Source organism: Flavonifractor sp. AGMB03687, from assembly GCF_017811815.1.
GTDB lineage: Bacteria > Bacillota > Clostridia > Oscillospirales > Oscillospiraceae > Flavonifractor.
Map to the genome: position 1 here is coordinate 1 of NZ_JADKZI010000014.1, position 17,241 is coordinate 17,241.

Annotated in this window: 22 protein-coding genes and 2 pseudogenes; 20 read left to right on the top strand and 4 right to left on the bottom strand. The window is 49.1% G+C overall.

Going from position 1 to position 17,241, the window contains the following annotated elements:
* Positions 1-362: 362 nt before the first annotated feature.
* The 4 genes and pseudogenes from J9789_RS16635 to J9789_RS16650 all read left to right on the top strand — a co-directional run.
* A complete protein-coding gene (locus J9789_RS16635; protein WP_148337084.1) occupies positions 363-1,046 on the top strand; it encodes a recombinase family protein in 684 nt (227 codons plus the stop codon).
* Positions 1,047-1,256: 210 nt separating this feature from the next.
* Positions 1,257-1,484 (top strand): helix-turn-helix domain-containing protein, encoded by a 228-nt coding sequence (locus J9789_RS16640; protein WP_148337083.1) that lies wholly within the window; start codon positions 1,257-1,259, stop codon positions 1,482-1,484.
* 4 nt (positions 1,485-1,488) lie between these two features.
* Positions 1,489-3,000 (top strand): annotated as a pseudogene (locus tag J9789_RS16645) (VirD4-like conjugal transfer protein, CD1115 family); the annotation flags it as partial.
* Between the two features lie 85 nt (positions 3,001-3,085).
* Positions 3,086-3,208: pseudogene (locus tag J9789_RS16650) on the top strand (Maff2 family mobile element protein); the annotation flags it as partial.
* Between the two features lie 532 nt (positions 3,209-3,740).
* Here the strand turns inward: J9789_RS16650 and tnpB are convergent.
* Both tnpB and J9789_RS16665 read right to left on the bottom strand, forming a co-directional pair.
* Positions 3,741-4,088 carry an IS66 family insertion sequence element accessory protein TnpB gene (gene tnpB, locus J9789_RS16660; RefSeq protein WP_075704897.1) on the bottom strand — a complete coding sequence of 116 codons (348 nt, stop codon included), beginning with the start codon at positions 4,086-4,088 and terminating at the stop codon, positions 3,741-3,743.
* Entirely contained in the window at positions 4,082-4,498 is a 417-nt protein-coding gene (locus J9789_RS16665; protein ID WP_075704896.1) for a hypothetical protein, read from the bottom strand. The genes tnpB and J9789_RS16665 overlap by 7 nt, the downstream gene beginning before the upstream one ends.
* 166 nt (positions 4,499-4,664) lie before the next feature.
* Here J9789_RS16665 and erm(G) point away from each other — a divergent pair, with 166 nt between their 5' ends.
* From erm(G) to J9789_RS16680, 3 genes are all read left to right on the top strand, one after another.
* The gene (erm(G), locus tag J9789_RS16670; RefSeq protein WP_014387027.1) at positions 4,665-5,399 is read left to right on the top strand and encodes a 23S rRNA (adenine(2058)-N(6))-methyltransferase Erm(G); all 735 of its coding nucleotides are present in this window, start codon (positions 4,665-4,667) and stop codon (positions 5,397-5,399) included.
* Between the two features lie 225 nt (positions 5,400-5,624).
* Positions 5,625-5,822 (top strand): helix-turn-helix domain-containing protein, encoded by a 198-nt coding sequence (locus J9789_RS16675; protein ID WP_075704895.1) that lies wholly within the window; start codon positions 5,625-5,627, stop codon positions 5,820-5,822.
* Between the two features lie 104 nt (positions 5,823-5,926).
* Positions 5,927-6,406 (top strand): MGMT family protein, encoded by a 480-nt coding sequence (locus tag J9789_RS16680; protein WP_075704894.1) that lies wholly within the window; start codon positions 5,927-5,929, stop codon positions 6,404-6,406.
* Positions 6,407-6,450: 44 nt separating this feature from the next.
* Here the strand turns inward: J9789_RS16680 and J9789_RS16685 are convergent, their stop codons facing one another.
* Positions 6,451-6,681 carry a hypothetical protein gene (locus J9789_RS16685; RefSeq protein WP_158024444.1) on the bottom strand — a complete coding sequence of 77 codons (231 nt, stop codon included), beginning with the start codon at positions 6,679-6,681 and terminating at the stop codon, positions 6,451-6,453.
* Positions 6,682-7,077: 396 nt separating this feature from the next.
* Here J9789_RS16685 and mobC point away from each other — a divergent pair, with 396 nt between their 5' ends.
* From mobC to J9789_RS16735, 10 genes are all read left to right on the top strand, one after another.
* Entirely contained in the window at positions 7,078-7,476 is a 399-nt protein-coding gene (gene mobC / locus J9789_RS16690; protein ID WP_002584975.1) for a plasmid mobilization relaxosome protein MobC, read from the top strand.
* On the top strand, positions 7,448-9,073 hold the full coding sequence (locus J9789_RS16695; RefSeq protein ID WP_002584974.1) for a relaxase/mobilization nuclease domain-containing protein: 1,626 nt from the start codon (positions 7,448-7,450) through the stop codon (positions 9,071-9,073). Before mobC ends, J9789_RS16695 begins: the two co-directional genes overlap by 29 nt.
* Positions 9,063-9,449: a cysteine-rich VLP domain-containing protein gene (locus tag J9789_RS16700; RefSeq protein ID WP_004452819.1), complete on the top strand. Its 387-nt coding sequence runs from the start codon at positions 9,063-9,065 to the stop codon at positions 9,447-9,449. The genes J9789_RS16695 and J9789_RS16700 overlap by 11 nt, the downstream gene beginning before the upstream one ends.
* Before the next feature lie 112 nt (positions 9,450-9,561).
* Entirely contained in the window at positions 9,562-10,314 is a 753-nt protein-coding gene (locus tag J9789_RS16705) for a phage replisome organizer N-terminal domain-containing protein (protein WP_074754406.1), read from the top strand.
* The gene (locus J9789_RS16710; protein ID WP_074754404.1) at positions 10,311-11,153 is read left to right on the top strand and encodes an ATP-binding protein; all 843 of its coding nucleotides are present in this window, start codon (positions 10,311-10,313) and stop codon (positions 11,151-11,153) included. The genes J9789_RS16705 and J9789_RS16710 overlap by 4 nt, the downstream gene beginning before the upstream one ends.
* A 14-nt stretch (positions 11,154-11,167) precedes the next feature.
* Positions 11,168-11,356: a transposon-encoded TnpW family protein gene (locus J9789_RS16715; protein ID WP_020995296.1), complete on the top strand. Its 189-nt coding sequence runs from the start codon at positions 11,168-11,170 to the stop codon at positions 11,354-11,356.
* Positions 11,357-11,467: 111 nt separating this feature from the next.
* Positions 11,468-13,087: a recombinase family protein gene (locus tag J9789_RS16720; RefSeq protein WP_074754402.1), complete on the top strand. Its 1,620-nt coding sequence runs from the start codon at positions 11,468-11,470 to the stop codon at positions 13,085-13,087.
* Positions 13,088-13,276: 189 nt separating this feature from the next.
* Positions 13,277-13,639, top strand: a complete 363-nt coding sequence (locus J9789_RS16725) for a helix-turn-helix domain-containing protein (RefSeq protein WP_007887891.1) — start codon at positions 13,277-13,279, stop codon at positions 13,637-13,639.
* Positions 13,599-13,976 (top strand): TnpV protein, encoded by a 378-nt coding sequence (locus J9789_RS16730; protein ID WP_002584333.1) that lies wholly within the window; start codon positions 13,599-13,601, stop codon positions 13,974-13,976. The genes J9789_RS16725 and J9789_RS16730 overlap by 41 nt, the downstream gene beginning before the upstream one ends.
* Positions 13,977-14,027: 51 nt before the next feature.
* Positions 14,028-14,519, top strand: coding sequence for an aminoglycoside-2''-adenylyltransferase (locus J9789_RS16735; RefSeq protein ID WP_002584332.1), 492 nt, complete (start codon positions 14,028-14,030; stop codon positions 14,517-14,519).
* A 118-nt stretch (positions 14,520-14,637) separates the two neighbouring features.
* Here J9789_RS16735 and J9789_RS16740 read toward each other — a convergent pair whose 3' ends face one another.
* Complete coding sequence (locus tag J9789_RS16740; RefSeq protein WP_002584331.1) at positions 14,638-15,444, bottom strand: helix-turn-helix transcriptional regulator; 807 nt, start codon at positions 15,442-15,444, stop codon at positions 14,638-14,640.
* A gap of 483 nt (positions 15,445-15,927) precedes the next feature.
* Between J9789_RS16740 and J9789_RS16745 the strand changes: the two genes are divergently transcribed.
* From J9789_RS16745 to J9789_RS16755, 3 genes are read left to right on the top strand one after another with little or no spacing between them, the layout of a single operon-like run.
* Positions 15,928-16,116, top strand: a complete 189-nt coding sequence (locus J9789_RS16745; RefSeq protein WP_002584330.1) for a hypothetical protein — start codon at positions 15,928-15,930, stop codon at positions 16,114-16,116.
* Positions 16,113-16,454 (top strand): DeoR family transcriptional regulator, encoded by a 342-nt coding sequence (locus J9789_RS16750; protein ID WP_002584329.1) that lies wholly within the window; start codon positions 16,113-16,115, stop codon positions 16,452-16,454. The genes J9789_RS16745 and J9789_RS16750 overlap by 4 nt, the downstream gene beginning before the upstream one ends.
* Positions 16,447-16,743, top strand: coding sequence for a DUF3847 domain-containing protein (locus J9789_RS16755; protein WP_002584328.1), 297 nt, complete (start codon positions 16,447-16,449; stop codon positions 16,741-16,743). Before J9789_RS16750 ends, J9789_RS16755 begins: the two co-directional genes overlap by 8 nt.
* Positions 16,744-17,241 lie beyond the last annotated feature (498 nt).

A 17,241-nucleotide genomic window follows, 5' to 3' on the forward strand; every position in this document is an offset into this window, starting at 1 on the left:
ACAATGTTGCGCCGGTCCTGCAGGATGCTGGTGGCCTCACACATCAGGTTTTTGAGTTTGTTTTGAAAACGGAATGCATCTTTCATGTTCATAGTGCATACCTCCTTGAACGACATCAGACTACTATTAACACCAAAAGTGCTTCACCGTTGCTCCAATCGTACTGCATCCACACGCGTTTGTCATTGAACTGCTGGTTGAATCGCTCCCTCACAGTATCAAAATAAACCTGCCTTTGAAGTGTCTCAATCTTTGTTGCTGAAAGATCGATCTTGGCGTAAATCATAGTACTAGTTAAAACGATGGTCTATATTGAGACCATCGAGTCTTAACAACAATACGCTGTACGGAGGTAGATAAAGATGCGGTATGGCTACTGTCGGACATCGAAACCCAAGCAAAGCATCGAGAGGCAGATCCGAAATATCAAGGCGGCTTATCCTGACGCCGTTATTGTGCAAGAGGTCTTTACCAGGACGCGGCTGGATCGGCCGGAATGGCTGAAACTGATGCGCAGGATCCAGCCTGGGGATGAGATCGTCTTTGACAGTGTTTCCCGTATGAGTGGAGATGCCAAAGAAAGGTTTGCCGCCTATGAAGAGCTATATCAAAAAGGGGTAAACCTTGTTTACCTGAAAGAACCCCACATCAATACTGAGACCTATAAGAAGGCATTGGAAAACAACGTTCAACTGACCGGCAGCAATGTGGACTACATCTTGGAAGGTGTCAATCGTTACCTGTTGGAACTGGCCAAGGAGCAGATTCGACTGGCCTTTGAGCAGTCCGAAAAGGAAGTCCAGGATCTGCACCAGCGCACCAGAGAAGGAATTGAAACCGCACGCCTGAATGGGAAGCAGATTGGTCGTCAGAAGAACAGTGTCGTCGTCACGAGGAAAAGCATTGAATCGAAAGAAGTGGTCAGAAAACTCTCCAAGGAATTCGGCGGTAATCTCAGTGATGCCGAGATTATGCGCTTGACCGGTCTGGCCCGGAATACCTATTACAAGTATAAGCGCGAACTGAAGGGAGAGCATGGGACATGAACCAATAGAATTATGGTTTCTTTCGCATGGCCAAGAGATGGCTGCCTTCCTGTTCGCAGAAGAACCCTTGATTTGTGTAGTTATATCTCAGCCCAAAACAATTCAAGCAGATTTTGAGTTTCTCAAGATCTGCTTGAATTATTTTATCTGCTATAGTATGATTTGGTATAAGAAGCTTAATCATTTTTCTACTGAGACAGGAGTTATAAAATGGCAATCAGCTATAAGAAACTTTGGAAGATGCTTATCGACAAAGACTTGAGCAAAACGGAATTGACACGCATTGCTGGACTCAGCACCAATGCCATGGCCAAACTTGGTCGGAATGAAGATGTACGGGTTACGACACTGGAAAAACTATGTACAACTCTGGACTGCAAACTGGATGACATCGTGGAGTTTATACCGGATCAGCAGCAGTCAGAGAGAGGAGACTGATCTTATAAAGCCGTTTGTAGACCCCAAATTTCAGAACAATGTCATTCTGACCGGGACGGAGTTCCTTACCATGAACACACGCCCGAAGATACCCGCCAACGCCCGCAACCTGAACGCCTGCGTTATCGGCTCGTCCGGTTCGGGCAAAACAAGGTTCTGGCTGACCCCGCAGCTCCTTCAAGCCCATTCCTCGTATGTGGTGGTGGACCCGAAGGGCGGCACCCTCGACCAATGCGGACGGTTCCTGCAACGGGAGAAATATAAGGTGCGGGTGTTCAATAGTATCGATTTCTCCAAATCCATGCACTACAATCCGCTGGCCTACATCAAAACGGAAAGCGACGTGCTGAAATTCGTTACCGCCCTGATTGCCAACACCAAAGGCGACGGCAAGGAGGGCGACGAGTTCTGGACTAAAGCCGAAACCCTTTTGTACTGCGCCCTTGTGGCCTACATCGTATTTGAGGGGCCGGAGGAAGAACGCAACATGAATACGCTGGTGGAAATGATAAACAGCATGGAAGTCCGGGAGGATGATGAAACCTTCAAAAACGCGGTGGACTATATGTTTGACGGGCTGGAGCGCCGGAGTCCCCAGCACTTCGCTGTGAGGCAGTATAAGAAGTACAAGCTGGCAAGTGGCAAGACAGCTAAGAGCATACTGATTAGCTGCGGAGCCAGACTTGCCCCCTTTGACATTCCCCAGCTTCGGGAGATCATGTCCTATGACGAGCTGGAGCTTGACCGGCTGGGGGATGAAAAATCGGCGCTGTTTTTCCTTATCAGCGATACGGACACCACCTATAACTTTCTTGTGGCACTCGCTTTCTCGCAGATGTTCAACCTTCTGTGTGAACGGGCCGACAACACCTATGGCGGACGCCTGCCCCATCATGTACGGGTGCTGTGGGACGAGGCGGCCAACACGGGACAGGTGCCGGGGCTGGAAAAAATCGTTGCCGTTATCCGTTCCCGGGAGATCAGCCTGACGCTCTTTTATCAGGCCATGAGCCAATGCAAGGCGCTGTACAAGGACCATTCCGAAACCATCATGGGAAACATGGACAGTATCGTGTTCCTCGGAGGCCGGGAGGCTTCCACCCTAAAGGATATTTCGGAAAACTGGCTGGGCAAGGCCACTATCTCCATGCAGACCGAAGGCCGCAGCCGGGGTCAGTCCGAGAGTTACAGCCAGAATATGCAGCGGCTTGGCCGGGAGCTGATGACGACCAGCGAGATCACCACCATGCCGGGAGACAAGTGCATCTTGCAGCTTCGAGGGCTTCCGCCCTTCTTTTCTCCCAAATACGATTTGAAAAAGCACCCCAACTACAAGTACACAGCCGAGTTTGACAAAAAGAAAAACGCCTTCCACTTGGAAAGCCTGTTCCGCCACCGGCCATTGAGACTAAAGCCGGAGGACGAATACACGGTGTACGAGGTGGACGGCTCCGACACAGACGAAGAAGCTGACCTGTTGAATTTTGACGATCTGGACAGCGACGAGTTTGTGTAACTTCGGGCCATGATGGCCCGAAGCGCCGCCAATGTGGGCGGCTTTTTTTGTACCCAAAACCAACAAACAAAATGGAGGAACGTATATGGAATTTTTCAACTCTGCTATCGACATTCTCAAGATTCTGGTCATGGCTCTGGGCGCTGGTCTGGCGGTGTGGGGCGTCATCAACCTGCTGGAAGGTTACGGGTCCGACAACCCCGCGGCAAATGCTCATGTGTCGTAAAGAAACACAGAAAAATTTGATAGACAGTCCTACTATATCCGTAAAAAAATGTTTACAAATGGAGCGCACAGAGTTATACTTGTCATCATAGGTTGCCTTGGGTTTCCGCTCTTTGGTATACCCCTTGACGCTGATCACTTCCGGTTCGATCACTTCCGCAGGCTTTTCATCACCGACGGGTGTACCGAACAGATTCAGCTGTCCGTCCAGCTGGTCATGGCGTATTTCACTGGTTGAGCCAAAGACCTTGTTCTTAAGATACGCAAGCTGAGACTGGAGATTCGCGATCAGAAGGTCTTTTTCACTGTCCTTCGCATTGCGTTCTTCCAGCATCTTCTGCAATGAACTTATGAGTTCGTTCTGAGTGCTGATTGTTTTATTCAGTTGTGAGATTGTATCCTTAAGCTCTAAGAGCTGGATATCTTTTACTCCTGAAGGCATGGTCTTCTGCTCCGTTTTTTGATACTTCTATTGTACCATAAACAGGTGCAAAAGCCTAGAAAAATCAAGCGTTTCAGGCACTTTTTATTGCCTTTGGCTGCTCGATCTCAAGACCGGACATGAGCCAGTCAAACTGCCTCCATGTAATGGTTTTCACCTCGTCACGGTTACGTGGCCACCGGTATTTTCCGGTGTTATGATCGAGGCGTTTATATAAAAGCACAAAACCGTCATTCTCATGAAGGAGTGCCTTTATCCTGTCATTGCGTCTGCCGCAGAAAAGGTAGAGCGCGGTGGTATGCTCCGGTTCAAAGTGAAGCTGGTCTCTGATGATGGCGCACAGACCATCGATTGATTTTCTCATATCGGTGTAGCCACAAATGATATAAATATCTGTTGCAGCTGTAATGTCGCCTAGCATGATGCACCTCCCACAGACCGGATGATCTGTGCTAAAAGTGCCGGATCTATATCATTTGAAATCCTGATCAGGGCGGAGCCGAGTTTGATCTCAGCAGTTGCTTCCATACAGTTTGTATCCGTATGATCCGGAAGCACGCTTAAAAGCTGTGGTGTCTCTTCGTGCAGAACAGGCTGGTCAACGATTTCAAGTTTGACAACATCCTGTTGTTCCGAAGGCTTATAGCCTCCCCGGCCTGTTGCCGGCGGAATATCATAGCAGGATTTTTTGCGAAGCCGCTTGACCCAGTTGTAGAATGTACCGGGTTTGATCCCGTGCTCGTTGCACCACTGAAAATCGCTTAGTCCGCTGCTGCGACATTCCATGATGAGCCGGTATTGCTCATCGGCAGTTCGTCTTTCTGTCTGCATAAATGTAACCTCCATAATTGTAGTAAAATGCTTGCTTACTGCTAGATCCTAGCGCCGGATCATAGAGTAAAATGCTGGCATATGTGATTACTACTATTATGGCAAATATATGACCAAGCGAACAGATACCCTTATATTAGGCGCTTACCTTTAAGGAGAGGTTATAATGAACAAAGTAAATATAAAAGATAGTCAAAATTTTATTACTTCAAAATATCACATAGAAAAAATAATGAATTGCATAAGTTTAGATGAAAAAGATAACATCTTTGAAATAGGTGCAGGGAAAGGTCATTTTACTGCTGAATTGGTAAAGAGATGTAATTTTGTTACGGCGATAGAAATTGATTCTAAATTATGTGAGGTAACTCGTAATAAGCTCTTAAATTATCCTAACTATCAAATAGTAAATGATGATATACTGAAATTTACATTTCCTAGCCACAATCCATATAAAATATTTGGCAGCATACCTTACAACATAAGCACAAATATAATTCGAAAAATTGTTTTTGAAAGTTCAGCCACAATAAGTTATTTAATAGTGGAATATGGTTTTGCTAAAAGGTTATTAGATACAAACAGATCACTAGCATTGCTGTTAATGGCAGAGGTAGATATTTCTATATTAGCAAAAATTCCTAGGTATTATTTCCATCCAAAACCTAAAGTGGATAGCGCATTAATTGTATTAAAAAGAAAGCCAGCAAAAATGGCATTTAAAGAGAGAAAAAAATATGAAACTTTTGTAATGAAATGGGTTAACAAAGAGTATGAAAAACTGTTTACAAAAAATCAATTTAATAAAGCTTTAAAACATGCGAGAATATATGATATAAACAATATTAGTTTCGAACAATTTGTATCGCTATTTAATAGTTATAAAATATTTAACGGCTAAAAACAATAGGCCACATGCAACTGTAAATGTTTAGTTATAGGTAGGGTAGCATAAGTTAAAATGCTATTCTGCCTTTTAAAAGTATGGTATACATTCCAGAGAGAGATTGGATATGTTCCCGTATACCGATAGTGCCAAAAGCGAAGTGGATATGTTTCCGAGAACGGACGTACTCAAATGACATTCATTCTGTCCTCTCCAGCCAGCTCATGGAGGGAAACGACCATGAGTAAACTTCTCCCCTATGAAACAATCGTTAAAGCCCATGAGGGCGACCCGGACGCAATCGACACGGTTCTTTCCCACTACGCCGGATATATCCGCTACTTCTCCAAAATAAACGGACAGGTCAACTCCGAGGTGGAGGACTATGTGAAGCAGCGGCTCATTGCCGCGCTGTTCAAATTTCGCTTTGACCGTTGAGTTATATCCAATGTCAGACAAGAAAAAAATCAAGCTGATTTTCAAACCGTCTCATTGCATGGAATAATCTGCTCCACTATAATTAAGGCAGGAGGTGTTGAGAGATGGCGAATGAAGATAAAAAAGATTTTAATGCCATGCTACATGATAGCAAGGATATGCCTAAATTTCAGATTATTACCGACCAGAAAAGCATTGAGAAATATGGCGGAAGCAGAATGTATTTTGCCCCACCAATCGAATATGATAAAGTGATGAAACTAATTCCTTATGGCAAAGTAATCACTGTCGGAAAAATCCGTGAATATTTTGCTAAACTGAATGGAGCGGATTTCACAGAGCCTATTACAGCCGGGATTTTTGTATCTATTGCAGCATGGGCGAGTTACCAGCGTTCTGAAGATGAAACCCCGTATTGGCGAACCTTAAAGGCAAACGGGGAATTGAACGCAAAATATCCCGGCGGTGTAGAGGCACAAAAGGAAAAGTTGGAAGCGGAAGGCCACACAATTATTCAGAAAGGACGCACAAATATAAAGTATTTTGTAAAGGACTATGAAAGTATTCTTTTTGATTTGAGATGAGAAGTTTTTATTTGCTAAACGCGTTATCGTCATACCAGCCAGCCCTAAACTTTCAAAACTGAATACCAGCCGCCACCGGCGACCAGCGAAAGCAGTAAGTCTGAAAAAGATTTGCTGCTTTTTTTGTTGCCCGTTCTGGCTCCCGGCCATTTTGCCCCCTGCCGGTTGTAGTAGTAAATGAGGGGAGAAATTTTCCCGCCCGGATATTTGGCATTTTCAAAATCTCTCCGTTGTAGGAAGTGAAAGCAAAATTTTTCTGTCCCGCCGGTTGCCAAAATCCCCGTTCCCGGATTACTAAGGCAAAAGAAATTTTGAAAAATCTCTGTCCAGCGGGTAGCTGACGGCTTTTCAAATGTATCTTTAGCGGAAAAGAAAAATAGCGCAGCCAGCGGGTAGCAAAGCCCCTCTGCGGAGTAATATTGGCGAAAGAAAAAAGGCAGCGAACAGCGGGCTGAAAGCCCCGCCCTGTTCGCTCTATGTACGGAAAAGCCCGGACAGGGCCAGTCTGCGGCTTACTTAGAGCAAGTTTCTACCACGGTGCCAAAATCCGCAATTCTGCGGTTTTGCCCCTCGCGGGAAACTTGTTGGGGAGTGCCTTCCCCAAACCCTGCTATGCGGCTTGCGCCGCTTATCCCCGCCGCGCTCATGCGGCAAGAAAGGAGGTCACGACCATGCGAAAAAAATACAACACACCCCACCGCAGCCGCGTTGTGAAAACCCGGCTGACCGAAGATGAATACGCCGACTTCACAGCGCGGCTTGCGCCCTATGGTATCAGCCAGTCGGAATTTCTCCGGCAGGCGATCCGGCGTACCACCATACGCCCCGTACTCCATGTGTCGTCGGTCAATGACGAACTGCTCTCCGCTGTCGGGAAGCTCGCAGCCGAGTACGGCAGGATCGGCGGCAACCTCAACCAGATTGCCCGGTATCTGAACGAGTACGGCGCGCCCTATCATGCGTTGTCCGGCGAGGTACGCGCCGCCATAGCCGACCTTGCCGCCCTCAAGTATGAAGTCTTAAAGAAAGTAGGTGACGCGGTTGGCAACACTCAAACATATCAACTCTAAAAACGCCGACTACGGAGCCGCCGAACAATACCTGCTCTTTGAGCATGACGAATTTACCATGAAGCCCGTCCTTGATGAAACCGGCAGGCTTATCCCCCGCGAGGACTACCGGCTGTCTACGCTGAACTGCGGCGGGGAGGATTTTGCCGTTGCGTGTATGCGGGCCAATCTCCGCTATGAGAAAAACCAGCGGCGGGAAGATGTGAAAAGCCACCACTACATCATCAGCTTTGACCCGCGGGACGGGCCGGACAACGGCCTGACCGTAGACCGGGCGCAGGCGTTGGGGGAGCAATTCTGTAAAGAACATTTCCCCGGCCACCAAGCCCTTGTCTGCACCCACCCGGACGGGCATAACCACAGCGGCAACATTCATGTGCATATCGTCATAAACAGCCTGCGGATTGAGGAAGTGCCGTTCCTGCCCTACATGGACAGGCCAGCCGACACGAAAGCCGGCTGCAAGCACCGATGTACCGACGCTGCCCTGCGCTACTTCAAATCCGAAGTCATGGAGATGTGCCACCGGGAGGGGCTTTACCAAATCGACCTCTTGAACGGCAGCAAGAACCGCATCACCGACCGGGAGTATTGGGCGCAGAAAAAGGGACAAGCCGCGCTGGACAAGCAGAACGCCCCCATGATTGCCGATGGTATCACGCCCCGGCAGACCAAGTTTGAAACGAACAAGGAAAAGCTGCGGCAGACCATACGGAAAGCCCTTGCCACCGCCGCCAGCTTTGACGAGTTTTCCTCTCTGCTGCTGCGGGAGGGTGTGACCGTCAAGGAGAGCCGGGGGCGGCTGTCCTATCTCACGCCGGACAGGACAAAGCCCATCACCGCCCGGAAGCTGGGCGACGATTTTGACCGCACCGCCGTCCTTGCCGTTTTGGAGCAGAATGCCGCCAGAGCCATAGAAAAGGCCGCAGCCATACCTGAATACCCCTGGCAGGAGAAACGCGGCATACAGCCCGCAAAAGCCCCTCAAACCGCCCCCAAACAGGACGGAGTGCAGCGGCTTGTGGACATTGAGCAGAAAATGGCCGAGGGCAAAGGCCGGGGCTATGAACGCTGGGCGAAGATACACAATCTGAAGCAGGCCGCCAAAACGCTGTCCGTCTACCAGCAGTACGGCTTTACTTCCCCGGAGCAGTTAGAAGCCGCCGTTGATACCGCCTATGCGGAAATGCGCCAGACCAGCGGCGAACTGAAAGCACTGGAAACCAAGCTGCAAGGGAAAAAGGAGTTGCAGCGGCAGGTGTTGGCCTACGCCCAGACCAAGCCCGCCCGCGACGGGTTGAAAGCGCAGAAATCCGAGAAAGCCCGCGCCGCATACCGGCAGGCCCATGAGAGCGATTTTATCATAGCCGACGCAGCCGCCCGGTATTTCAAGGCGCATGGCATTACCAAGCTGCCCGCCCGGAAAGCGTTGCAGGCCGAGATCGAGCAGCTTATCTCCGAGAAAGACGGCCTGTATAACACCTATCACGAACAGAAGCAGCGGTTCAAGGAGTTGCAGACCGTCAAGCGGAATATCAACCAGATTTTGCGCCGGGACGAGCCGCACCGCAGAAAGGAGCAGAGCCATGAGCGATAACCTGCCCCGCATGGACTACCGCCAGCACCGGCGGGCGCGGCGGCTGGTACATGAGTGCTGTAACTACGACGAGGGGAACTGCCTGCTGTTAGACGACGGGGAGCCTTGCGTGTGCGTCCAGAGCATTTCCCTTTCCCTCATGTGCCGCTGGTTCCGTGTGGCTGTCCTGCCCCTTGACGGGGAGCTGTCCGCAGCCCTCTTATACCGGGGGAGCCGGAAACGGTGTGCCGTCTGCGGAGCGGCCTTTGTCCCCAAATCCAACCGGGGGAAATACTGCCCCGACTGCGCCGGGCGCATGAAGAAAATCCGCGCCGCCGAGAGAAAGCGGAAACAAAGGCAGAGATGTCACGCTTTAGAGCCTTTCAAACCCGCATAAATCAAGGCTTTTTTCGTGGGTGTCAAAGGGTACGCGATACATTTATCCTTTTCCCCCGGAAACGGCGTTCTAAATGCGTACAAACACCCCAAATCCACCCAAAGGAGGAACCATGTCAGACAACCGAAAATACTACTACCTCAAGCTGAAAGAGAATTACTTTGACGAGGACGCCATTGTGCTGCTGGAAAGTATGCAGGACGGTATCCTCTATTCCAACATCCTCTTGAAACTGTACCTGAAATCGCTGAAAAACGGCGGGAAGTTGCAGCTTGATGAAAATATCCCCTACACCGCGCAGATGATTGCCACCATTACCCGTCAGCAAGTCGGCACCGTAGAACGGGCCTTGCAGATTTTTATGAAGCTGGGGCTTGTGGAGCCGTTACAGAACGGCGCACTGTATATGAGCAACATTGAACTACTGATCGGCCAATCCTCTACCGAGGGGGAGCGAAAACGGCGGGCAAGGCTGGCTTTGCAGGAGCAGAAAGCCTTGCCAAAGGCCGGGGCGGACAAATGTCCACCATATCAAGCGGACATTTGTCCACCAGAGATAGAGATAGAGAAAGAGATAGAAAAAGAGAGAGAGCGAGAGTTAGATACGGGACAACCCGCCCGCGCCGCCTATGGCCGGTATGAAAATGTTTTTCTTTCGCAATCGGAACTGGACGGGCTGAAAGCAGACCTGCCCGGCAAATGGGACTATTACATTGACCGGCTATCCTGCCATATCGCGTCCAGCGGCAAGCGATACAAGAGCCATGCCGCCACCATCTACAAATGGGCGCAGGAGGACGCAACTAAGAAAGCCCCGAAAAAGGGCATACCAGACTACTCATGCAAGGAGGGCGAGAGTTTATGAAGAACGAAATCAACGCTGTTTTGGAGAATATGACGGCCACCACCCCGGAGCCGGAGGACTACACCGGCGAGGACGGTTTGCTGTACTGCGGCAAGTGCCGCAAGCCGAAAGAAGCCTATTTTGCGCCGGATAAGGCCGCTATCTTCGGGCGCGACCGCCACCCGGCAGAGTGCGACTGCCAGAAAACCGCCCGCGAGGAACGGGAAGCCGCCGAAAAGCGGCGCAGGCACCTTGACACCGTGGAAGAACTGAAACGCCGGGGCTTTACCGACCCCGCCATGCGGGACTGGACTTTCGAGAATGACAACGGCAGGAACCCGCAGGCCGGGCTTGCCCGCCGGTATGTGGAGCATTGGGAGGATATGCGGACAGACAATATCGGCTGCCTGTTCTGGGGCGGCGTAGGAACCGGGAAAAGCTACCTTGCGGGCTGTATCGCAAACGCCCTCATGGAGAAAGAAATCCCCGTCCACATGACGAACTTTGCCCTGATCCTCAATGACCTTGCCGCCAGCTTTGAGGGGCGCAACGAGTACATTTCCCGCCTTTGCCGCTATCCGCTGCTGATCCTTGACGACTTTGGCATGGAACGCGGCACCGACTACGGGCTGGAACAGGTTTTCAATGTGATTGACAGCCGTTACCGCAGCGGCAAGCCGCTGATCGTCACGACCAACCTCACGCTGGACGACCTGCGAAACCCGGAGGACACCGCCCATTCCCGGATTTATGACCGGCTGCTTTCCATGTGCGTCCCGGTACGCTTTACCGGCGACAACTTCCGGCAGGAAACCGCCAAGCGGAAAATGGAGAGCATGAAGAAACTGATTACCGACTGAAAGGAGTATTGCCTATGGCAGATAACAAGCAGCACGACACCCGCACCGCCCGCCGCCCCGACTGCGTGACGGAAATCCGCATGGGCAATTCCGTCCTTGTCGTGTCCGGCTATTTCAAGAAAGATACCACGACCACCGCCGCCGACAAAATGGCGCGGGTACTGGAAGCGGAAGCCGCTGCTACGCAAAAACCGGCAATTTGACCGACTGTAAAGAAGCAAATTTAACGCTTTTGCCGCTGTACAGCCCCCGCTGTTCCGTGGTACAATGAAACCACGGAATAGTGGGGCTGGCTGTCGGAAACGGAGGATTTTATGTTAAGACAAGCCACCCAAAACCTCATTACCGCCCTTTATCCGAGATTGTCCCATGAGGACGAGCTGCAAGGCGAGAGTAATTCCATATCGAACCAAAAAAGGATACTCGAAACCTACGCAAAACAGAACGGCTTTACCAATCTGCGCTGGTACACCGACGACGGTTATTCCGGCGCGAACTTCCAGCGGCCCGGATTTCAAGCCATGCTTGCGGACATTGAAGCCGGGAAAGTTGGTACGGTCATTGTCAAGGACATGAGCCGGTTAGGGCGAAACTACTTGCAGGTAGGGTTTTACACGGAAATGCTGTTCCCTCAAAAGGGCGTGCGTTTTATCGCTGTCAACGACAATGTGGACAGCGCAAACGGCGGCATGGACAATGATTTTACCCCTCTGCGAAATCTGTTCAACGAATGGCTGGTGAGAGATACGAGCAAGAAAATCAAGGCAGTTAAAAGAGCAAAAGGCATGAGCGGCAAGCCCGTTACCAGCAAGCCGGTGTATGGCTACCTCATGGACGAGGACGAGAACTATATCGTTGACGAGGAAACCGCGCCGGTTGTCCAGCAGATTTACCAGCTTTGCCTTGCGGGGAACGGCCCGACCAAGATTGCCCGTATGCTGACGGAACAGCAAATCCCCACGCCGGGGACGCTGGAATACCGCAGGACAGGCAGCACACGCCGCTACCACCCCGGCTATGAGTGTAAATGGGCGACGAACACCGTCGTTCATATCCTCGAAAACCGGGAGTACACCGGCTGTCTGGTAAACTTCAAGACGGAAAAGCCCTCTTACAAGACCAAGCACAGCGTAGAAAATCCCATTGAGAAGCAGGCCATTTTTGAGAACCACCATGAGCCGATTATTGACACGGAAACATGGGAGCGTGTGCAGGAGTTACGCAAGCAGCGCAAACGCCCGAACCGCTATGACGAAGTGGGGCTGTTCTCTGGTATGCTGTTCTGCGCCGACTGCGGCCATGTGATGTACCAGCAGCGGTATCAGAACAAGAACCGCAAGCAGGACTGTTACATCTGCGGCAGCTACAAGAAGCGCACCCGCGACTGTACGGCGCACTTTATCCGCACCGACCTGCTGACCGCCGGTGTCCTCTCCAATCTCCGGCAAGTGACGGAGTATGCTGCCAGGCACGAGAGCCGTTTTGTAAAGCTGCTGATCCAGCAGAACGAAATCGGCGGCAAGAGAAAGACCGCCGCAGCCACCAAGCAGCTTGAACAGGCGCAGGAGCGGATTGCCGAAGTGAGCCGCATTATCAAGCGGCTGTATGAGGACAATGTGAACGGCAAAATCAGCGACGAGCGTTTCATGGAACTGTCGGCAGACTATGAGCAGGAGCAGCGGGAACTGAAAGACCGCACCGCCGCATTGCAGGCGGAACTGGACAAGTCGCAGGCGGCCACCGTTAACGCCGAGAAATTCATGGGGATTGTCCGCAAGCACCTTGCCTTTGAGGAATTGACACCCACCCTCTTGCGGGAAATGATTGAGAAAATCGTCGTGCATGAGTGCAGCTATGACGAGAACGGCACCCGCAGGCAGGACATTGAGATTTATTACAGCTTTGTCGGCAAAATTGACTTGCCCGAAGCCTAACGCCCGACCTATCCGACACAATGGCCAAGTGCCGGATAGGAACGGCAAAATTTTTTACACTTCTATTACTTCTTTATCGCACATCAGCAAAGAGCCAGGGCATTAAGCAGTTCATGGCTAATTAAAGGGAACAAAAAGAAAGGAAAAGCCAATCCAGACGGTATCAGCGGCAGGCTACAAGAATAAATTGTGATTTCACAAGATTGGTGCTATAATAAGAGAAAAGTTCCTGCCGGGGCAGCCGCTCCGGTGGTATGGATAGAAAGGCAGGAAAACAATATGCACATCAGCTATAAACCACTCTGGCACACACTGTTAGAGCGTGATATGAGAAAAGAGGATTTAAGGCTTGCCGCTGGTATGACAACAAATATGATTGCCAACATGAGCAAAGAGGGAAAGCACATCAGCATGGATACATTAGCCCGTATCTGCGAAACGCTGAATTGTGAGATTACCGATGTGATTGAGTTAGTACCAGACGAGCCTGCTTCCACAGGAGGTAAGGAACATGAGCGAATTGAAACCAAGAATAAAAGAAAACGGAATTGATTATATCCTTGTTGGAGATTACTACATCCCGGACTTGAAGTTGCCGGAGGAACACCGCCCCATCGGAAAGTACGGACGGATGCACCGGGAATATTTAAGAGAAGTCTGCCCAGCCAGATTACACACATTGACCCTGACCGGGGAATTGTGGACATATCTTGCAGACCTGAACGAACAGGCACAGAAACGGTTAGACACCATCATGGAGCAGATGAAAGCTGCCGAGGGCGTGACCGAGGAATTGAAGCGTACCCGTCAAATGGAATGGGTGCAGCGTTGCAATAACATTCACAACCGGGCAGAAGAAATTGTTTTACATGAGATGATTTATTCATAACGGTATGGTAGAATGATTATTACAAATTAGAAGTTGTAAAGGAGACTTTGTATGGGTAGAAAAGAAATAACAACAAAAGAAGATTTAATGAAAGTAATAGAATTATTCGAAAATACTGGAATTACATACTGGTTGGATGGCGGATGGGGTGTAGATATTTTAGCTGGTAAACAAACAAGAATTCATAGAGATATAGATATAAATTTTGATGCTCAACATACGGAAAAATTGTTAAATGTGCTTTTGAATCTGGGCTATAAAATTGATACAGACTGGAAACCGGTTAGAATAGAGTTATATAGTGATGAACTTGGTTACTTAGACATTCACCCGTTCGTTTTAAGTGAGGACGGAACTTCAAAACAAGCTGATTTAGAGGGTGGCTGGTATGAGTTTGAAAAAGATTACTTTGGTAGTGCTTTTTTTGAAGGAAAAACAATTCCTTGTATATCCTTAAAAGGCCAAAGAGTTTTCCATTCAGGTTATGAATTAAGAGATAAAGATAAGCATGATATTTCAATTCTTGAAAGTTTATCAAAATAACATTGCTGTAATTTCTAAGATAAATTCCACTTTATCGCTTTGAAATTTTAACTGAATAAGTATAGCACCAACCGCTGCTACATGGAAGCAAACACAACCATGCAACAGCGGTTTTTCTTTACCGTTTTTTCCTTTGACTGATAGGAGTTCCTGTTTTCTTTGATTTTTGTAGAATCCGAATGAGCCAGCGAAATTCTTCGTCTGACAGATTTTTATAGTTGATGCCGAGCTGCTTGCAGTAAAGGACAACCAGCTTTTCATCCCGACTGCCCTTGAAATTTTCAACCGCTTCCAAATTTTCTTTCAATTCATCGGCAACGGTGGTCTGGGGCGCACTCTCGCTGTCCTTTTTGTGGGCTTCCCGAATATCCCGGATAATGAGATTGAGGTCATCAAGAACCATGTGGCTGAAATATTCATCATCGCTGATATGGGCGGCTTGCAGCACTTTCAAATGCGGGTCGTCTTCGCCGGGGCGATACCGTTCAATGATTTCATGCCGGACAGTATCGACAAGGGCGTTGAGGTTTTGAATCTGCATGGTGGCAATCCCATCTACATAAATCTCAATGTCCGCAAGAAACTTGATAAAGTCCTTATGAGTGGCAAGCTCACAGAGCAGACGGTTGTTAATCCGACCGCCTTTCAGAAGTGCCACCATCTCATCATTCAAATGCAGCTCTGTTAGTGGCGTGTTGATCTGCTCCCGGTTCTCTGTCCGGCACAGCAGATAATCAACGGAAACCCCATAGAAGTCTGCCAGCGTGATAAGGTTGCCATGATTGATTTCCTTATAATCCTCTTTTTCATAACTGCCAAGAGCTGATTTGGAAATGCCCGTCAGCTCTGATAATTCTTCCAGATTTAAGCCTTTGTCCTTGCGGAGTTCCCAAAGGCGTTCCTGTATGCTTGTCGCTCCTTTCATGGGCGCACGCTCCTTTCCGGCGGTTTCATTACTGCCGCTTAACTGGATTATATCATACTTTCCGCAATCGTGGAAATTTCTGATTTTTACCCTTAATTCCTACTTTGTGGACATACGGCACAGGGCACAAAAATGTTCTATGATACAGGTAGTTCATCGATGGATTATTCCAATCGAATGACCAGCCTGTGTGGGATATGCTTCCCCGGCGATGTAGCGCCATGACTTTTGGCAGGGATATGGAGGAACCCTGACCGAAACGAGCGTACCAAAGGGAGCAATACGCCGCTGTGAGATTCAGGGGAGGAACGACACCGGGGAGAACTGGCGAACTGATACCGAAATGATACCGAAACACGACAATCTGATAGGGGGATAGTCTACCCTATTGCTGATACTTCTGGAGATTTTAGACGGCTCTATGACCGTAATTTTGCCGAAAATCGCCCCGAAACTATACACTAAAACGGGAGGAAACGCAATATGCCGAGAATGAGCAAAAAGAGGAAGCATGAGCTTTCTTTTTACCTCAATGACCGGGGGCGTGTCACTTACAACGAATTATGCCGGAAATGCAAGCATGGGTGCAAGCAGAGCTTCCGGGCGGTTGTGGTTGACTGCCCCCGTTATTTATCCAAAAGAGCAAAGAAAAAGGAGGAACACACCGAATGAATTTTGAATTTATGACGATAGGCACACCGTTGCCGCCCTGTATGCCCTTTCCCAGAGCGTTGACAGGATTTCCAGTCAGCAGCACCGCAAAGGTCATGTACTGCCGGATGTTGGACGCTATGCTATCCAACGGACAGGAGGACGAGAACGGAATCCTGTTTATCTGCTTCCCTGTCACAGCCATTGCCGCAGTCCTGTCCCGCAGCCCCATGACGGTCAAGCGTTCTCTGAATGAACTGGAAACCGCCGGACTGATCATGCGAGTGCGTCAGGGCGTTGGAGAACCAAACAGGATTTATGTGCTGATACCGGGAAAGGAGGACGCTGCCCTTGCCTGATACCTCAAAGCTGGAAAAGCTCAACCGAGAGTTGGAAAAGAGTGAAAAGAAACTGCGGAAAGCCATCAATGATGAAAAGGCATTGCAGCACCAGCTAAAGCAGCTTACCCGAAAAGAACGGACACACCGGCTCTGTACTCGTGGCGGTATGCTGGAAAGTTTTCTGCAAGAGCCGGAACGCCTGACAGATGATGATGTCATGCTGTTGTTGACACTCATTTTTCACAGGCAGGACACGCAGGAACTATTGAAGAAACTGCTGGAACGTGAGAAGCCGGAAACCCCTTAGTTTACTAAGGGCGCAATTATACACCACCCAAAGGTTGGTGCATTGCGTTCTCCGAAGGCTCCTTGCCGGAGGGCTGTGATTTTTCGCAGTCATGGTCTGCTCCAAATCATACAGGGGACGCTACGCTTCCCCTGCGCTGGCTACCGCCAGCTACCCTTTTGTGGACTTGTCATCTGGGGACACCTTGCGTTGCAAGCTGTTCCCAGCCGACAAGTTTCATAAAATATGCTATCTTTTCGATAGGCAATAAAGTATAATAAAGTCAGCAATAAATCGGAATTTTACGGTCAGTAAGGAATGCGTAAAGTTATATGATTGTATTATAAGCGATTTGTTAAATTTTTATAACCACTTGTATTTGCCTGCGATTTATGGTATAATATTTTGAAATTTAGAAAGAGGTGGGAAGATGATTAACTTTTCTTGCAAATAAAATCAAAATATGCGGTAGTGCTATACTTTGGCATTATTGTGTCTATTGCAAGAAAGTTATATGTC

Bases quoted from the DNA above. Each gene is read 5' to 3' on its own strand.
- J9789_RS16735 (WP_002584332.1), top strand. From the start codon at position 14,028: ATGGGTAGAAAAGAAATAACAACAAAAGAAGATTTAATGAAAGTAATA.
- J9789_RS16640 (WP_148337083.1), top strand. From the start codon at position 1,257: ATGGCAATCAGCTATAAGAAACTTTGGAAGATGCTTATCGACAAAGAC.
- J9789_RS16740 (WP_002584331.1), bottom strand. From the start codon at position 15,444: ATGAAAGGAGCGACAAGCATACAGGAACGCCTTTGGGAACTCCGCAAG.
- J9789_RS16680 (WP_075704894.1), top strand. From the start codon at position 5,927: ATGGCGAATGAAGATAAAAAAGATTTTAATGCCATGCTACATGATAGC.
- J9789_RS16675 (WP_075704895.1), top strand. From the start codon at position 5,625: ATGAGTAAACTTCTCCCCTATGAAACAATCGTTAAAGCCCATGAGGGC.
- J9789_RS16710 (WP_074754404.1), top strand. From the start codon at position 10,311: ATGAAGAACGAAATCAACGCTGTTTTGGAGAATATGACGGCCACCACC.
- J9789_RS16705 (WP_074754406.1), top strand. From the start codon at position 9,562: ATGTCAGACAACCGAAAATACTACTACCTCAAGCTGAAAGAGAATTAC.
- J9789_RS16700 (WP_004452819.1), top strand. From the start codon at position 9,063: ATGAGCGATAACCTGCCCCGCATGGACTACCGCCAGCACCGGCGGGCG.
- mobC (WP_002584975.1), top strand. From the start codon at position 7,078: ATGCGAAAAAAATACAACACACCCCACCGCAGCCGCGTTGTGAAAACC.
- J9789_RS16665 (WP_075704896.1), bottom strand. From the start codon at position 4,498: ATGCAGACAGAAAGACGAACTGCCGATGAGCAATACCGGCTCATCATG.
- J9789_RS16635 (WP_148337084.1), top strand. From the start codon at position 363: ATGCGGTATGGCTACTGTCGGACATCGAAACCCAAGCAAAGCATCGAG.
- J9789_RS16730 (WP_002584333.1), top strand. From the start codon at position 13,599: ATGAGCGAATTGAAACCAAGAATAAAAGAAAACGGAATTGATTATATC.
- tnpB (WP_075704897.1), bottom strand. From the start codon at position 4,088: ATGCTAGGCGACATTACAGCTGCAACAGATATTTATATCATTTGTGGC.
- J9789_RS16720 (WP_074754402.1), top strand. From the start codon at position 11,468: ATGTTAAGACAAGCCACCCAAAACCTCATTACCGCCCTTTATCCGAGA.
- J9789_RS16715 (WP_020995296.1), top strand. From the start codon at position 11,168: ATGGCAGATAACAAGCAGCACGACACCCGCACCGCCCGCCGCCCCGAC.
- J9789_RS16745 (WP_002584330.1), top strand. From the start codon at position 15,928: ATGCCGAGAATGAGCAAAAAGAGGAAGCATGAGCTTTCTTTTTACCTC.
- J9789_RS16750 (WP_002584329.1), top strand. From the start codon at position 16,113: ATGAATTTTGAATTTATGACGATAGGCACACCGTTGCCGCCCTGTATG.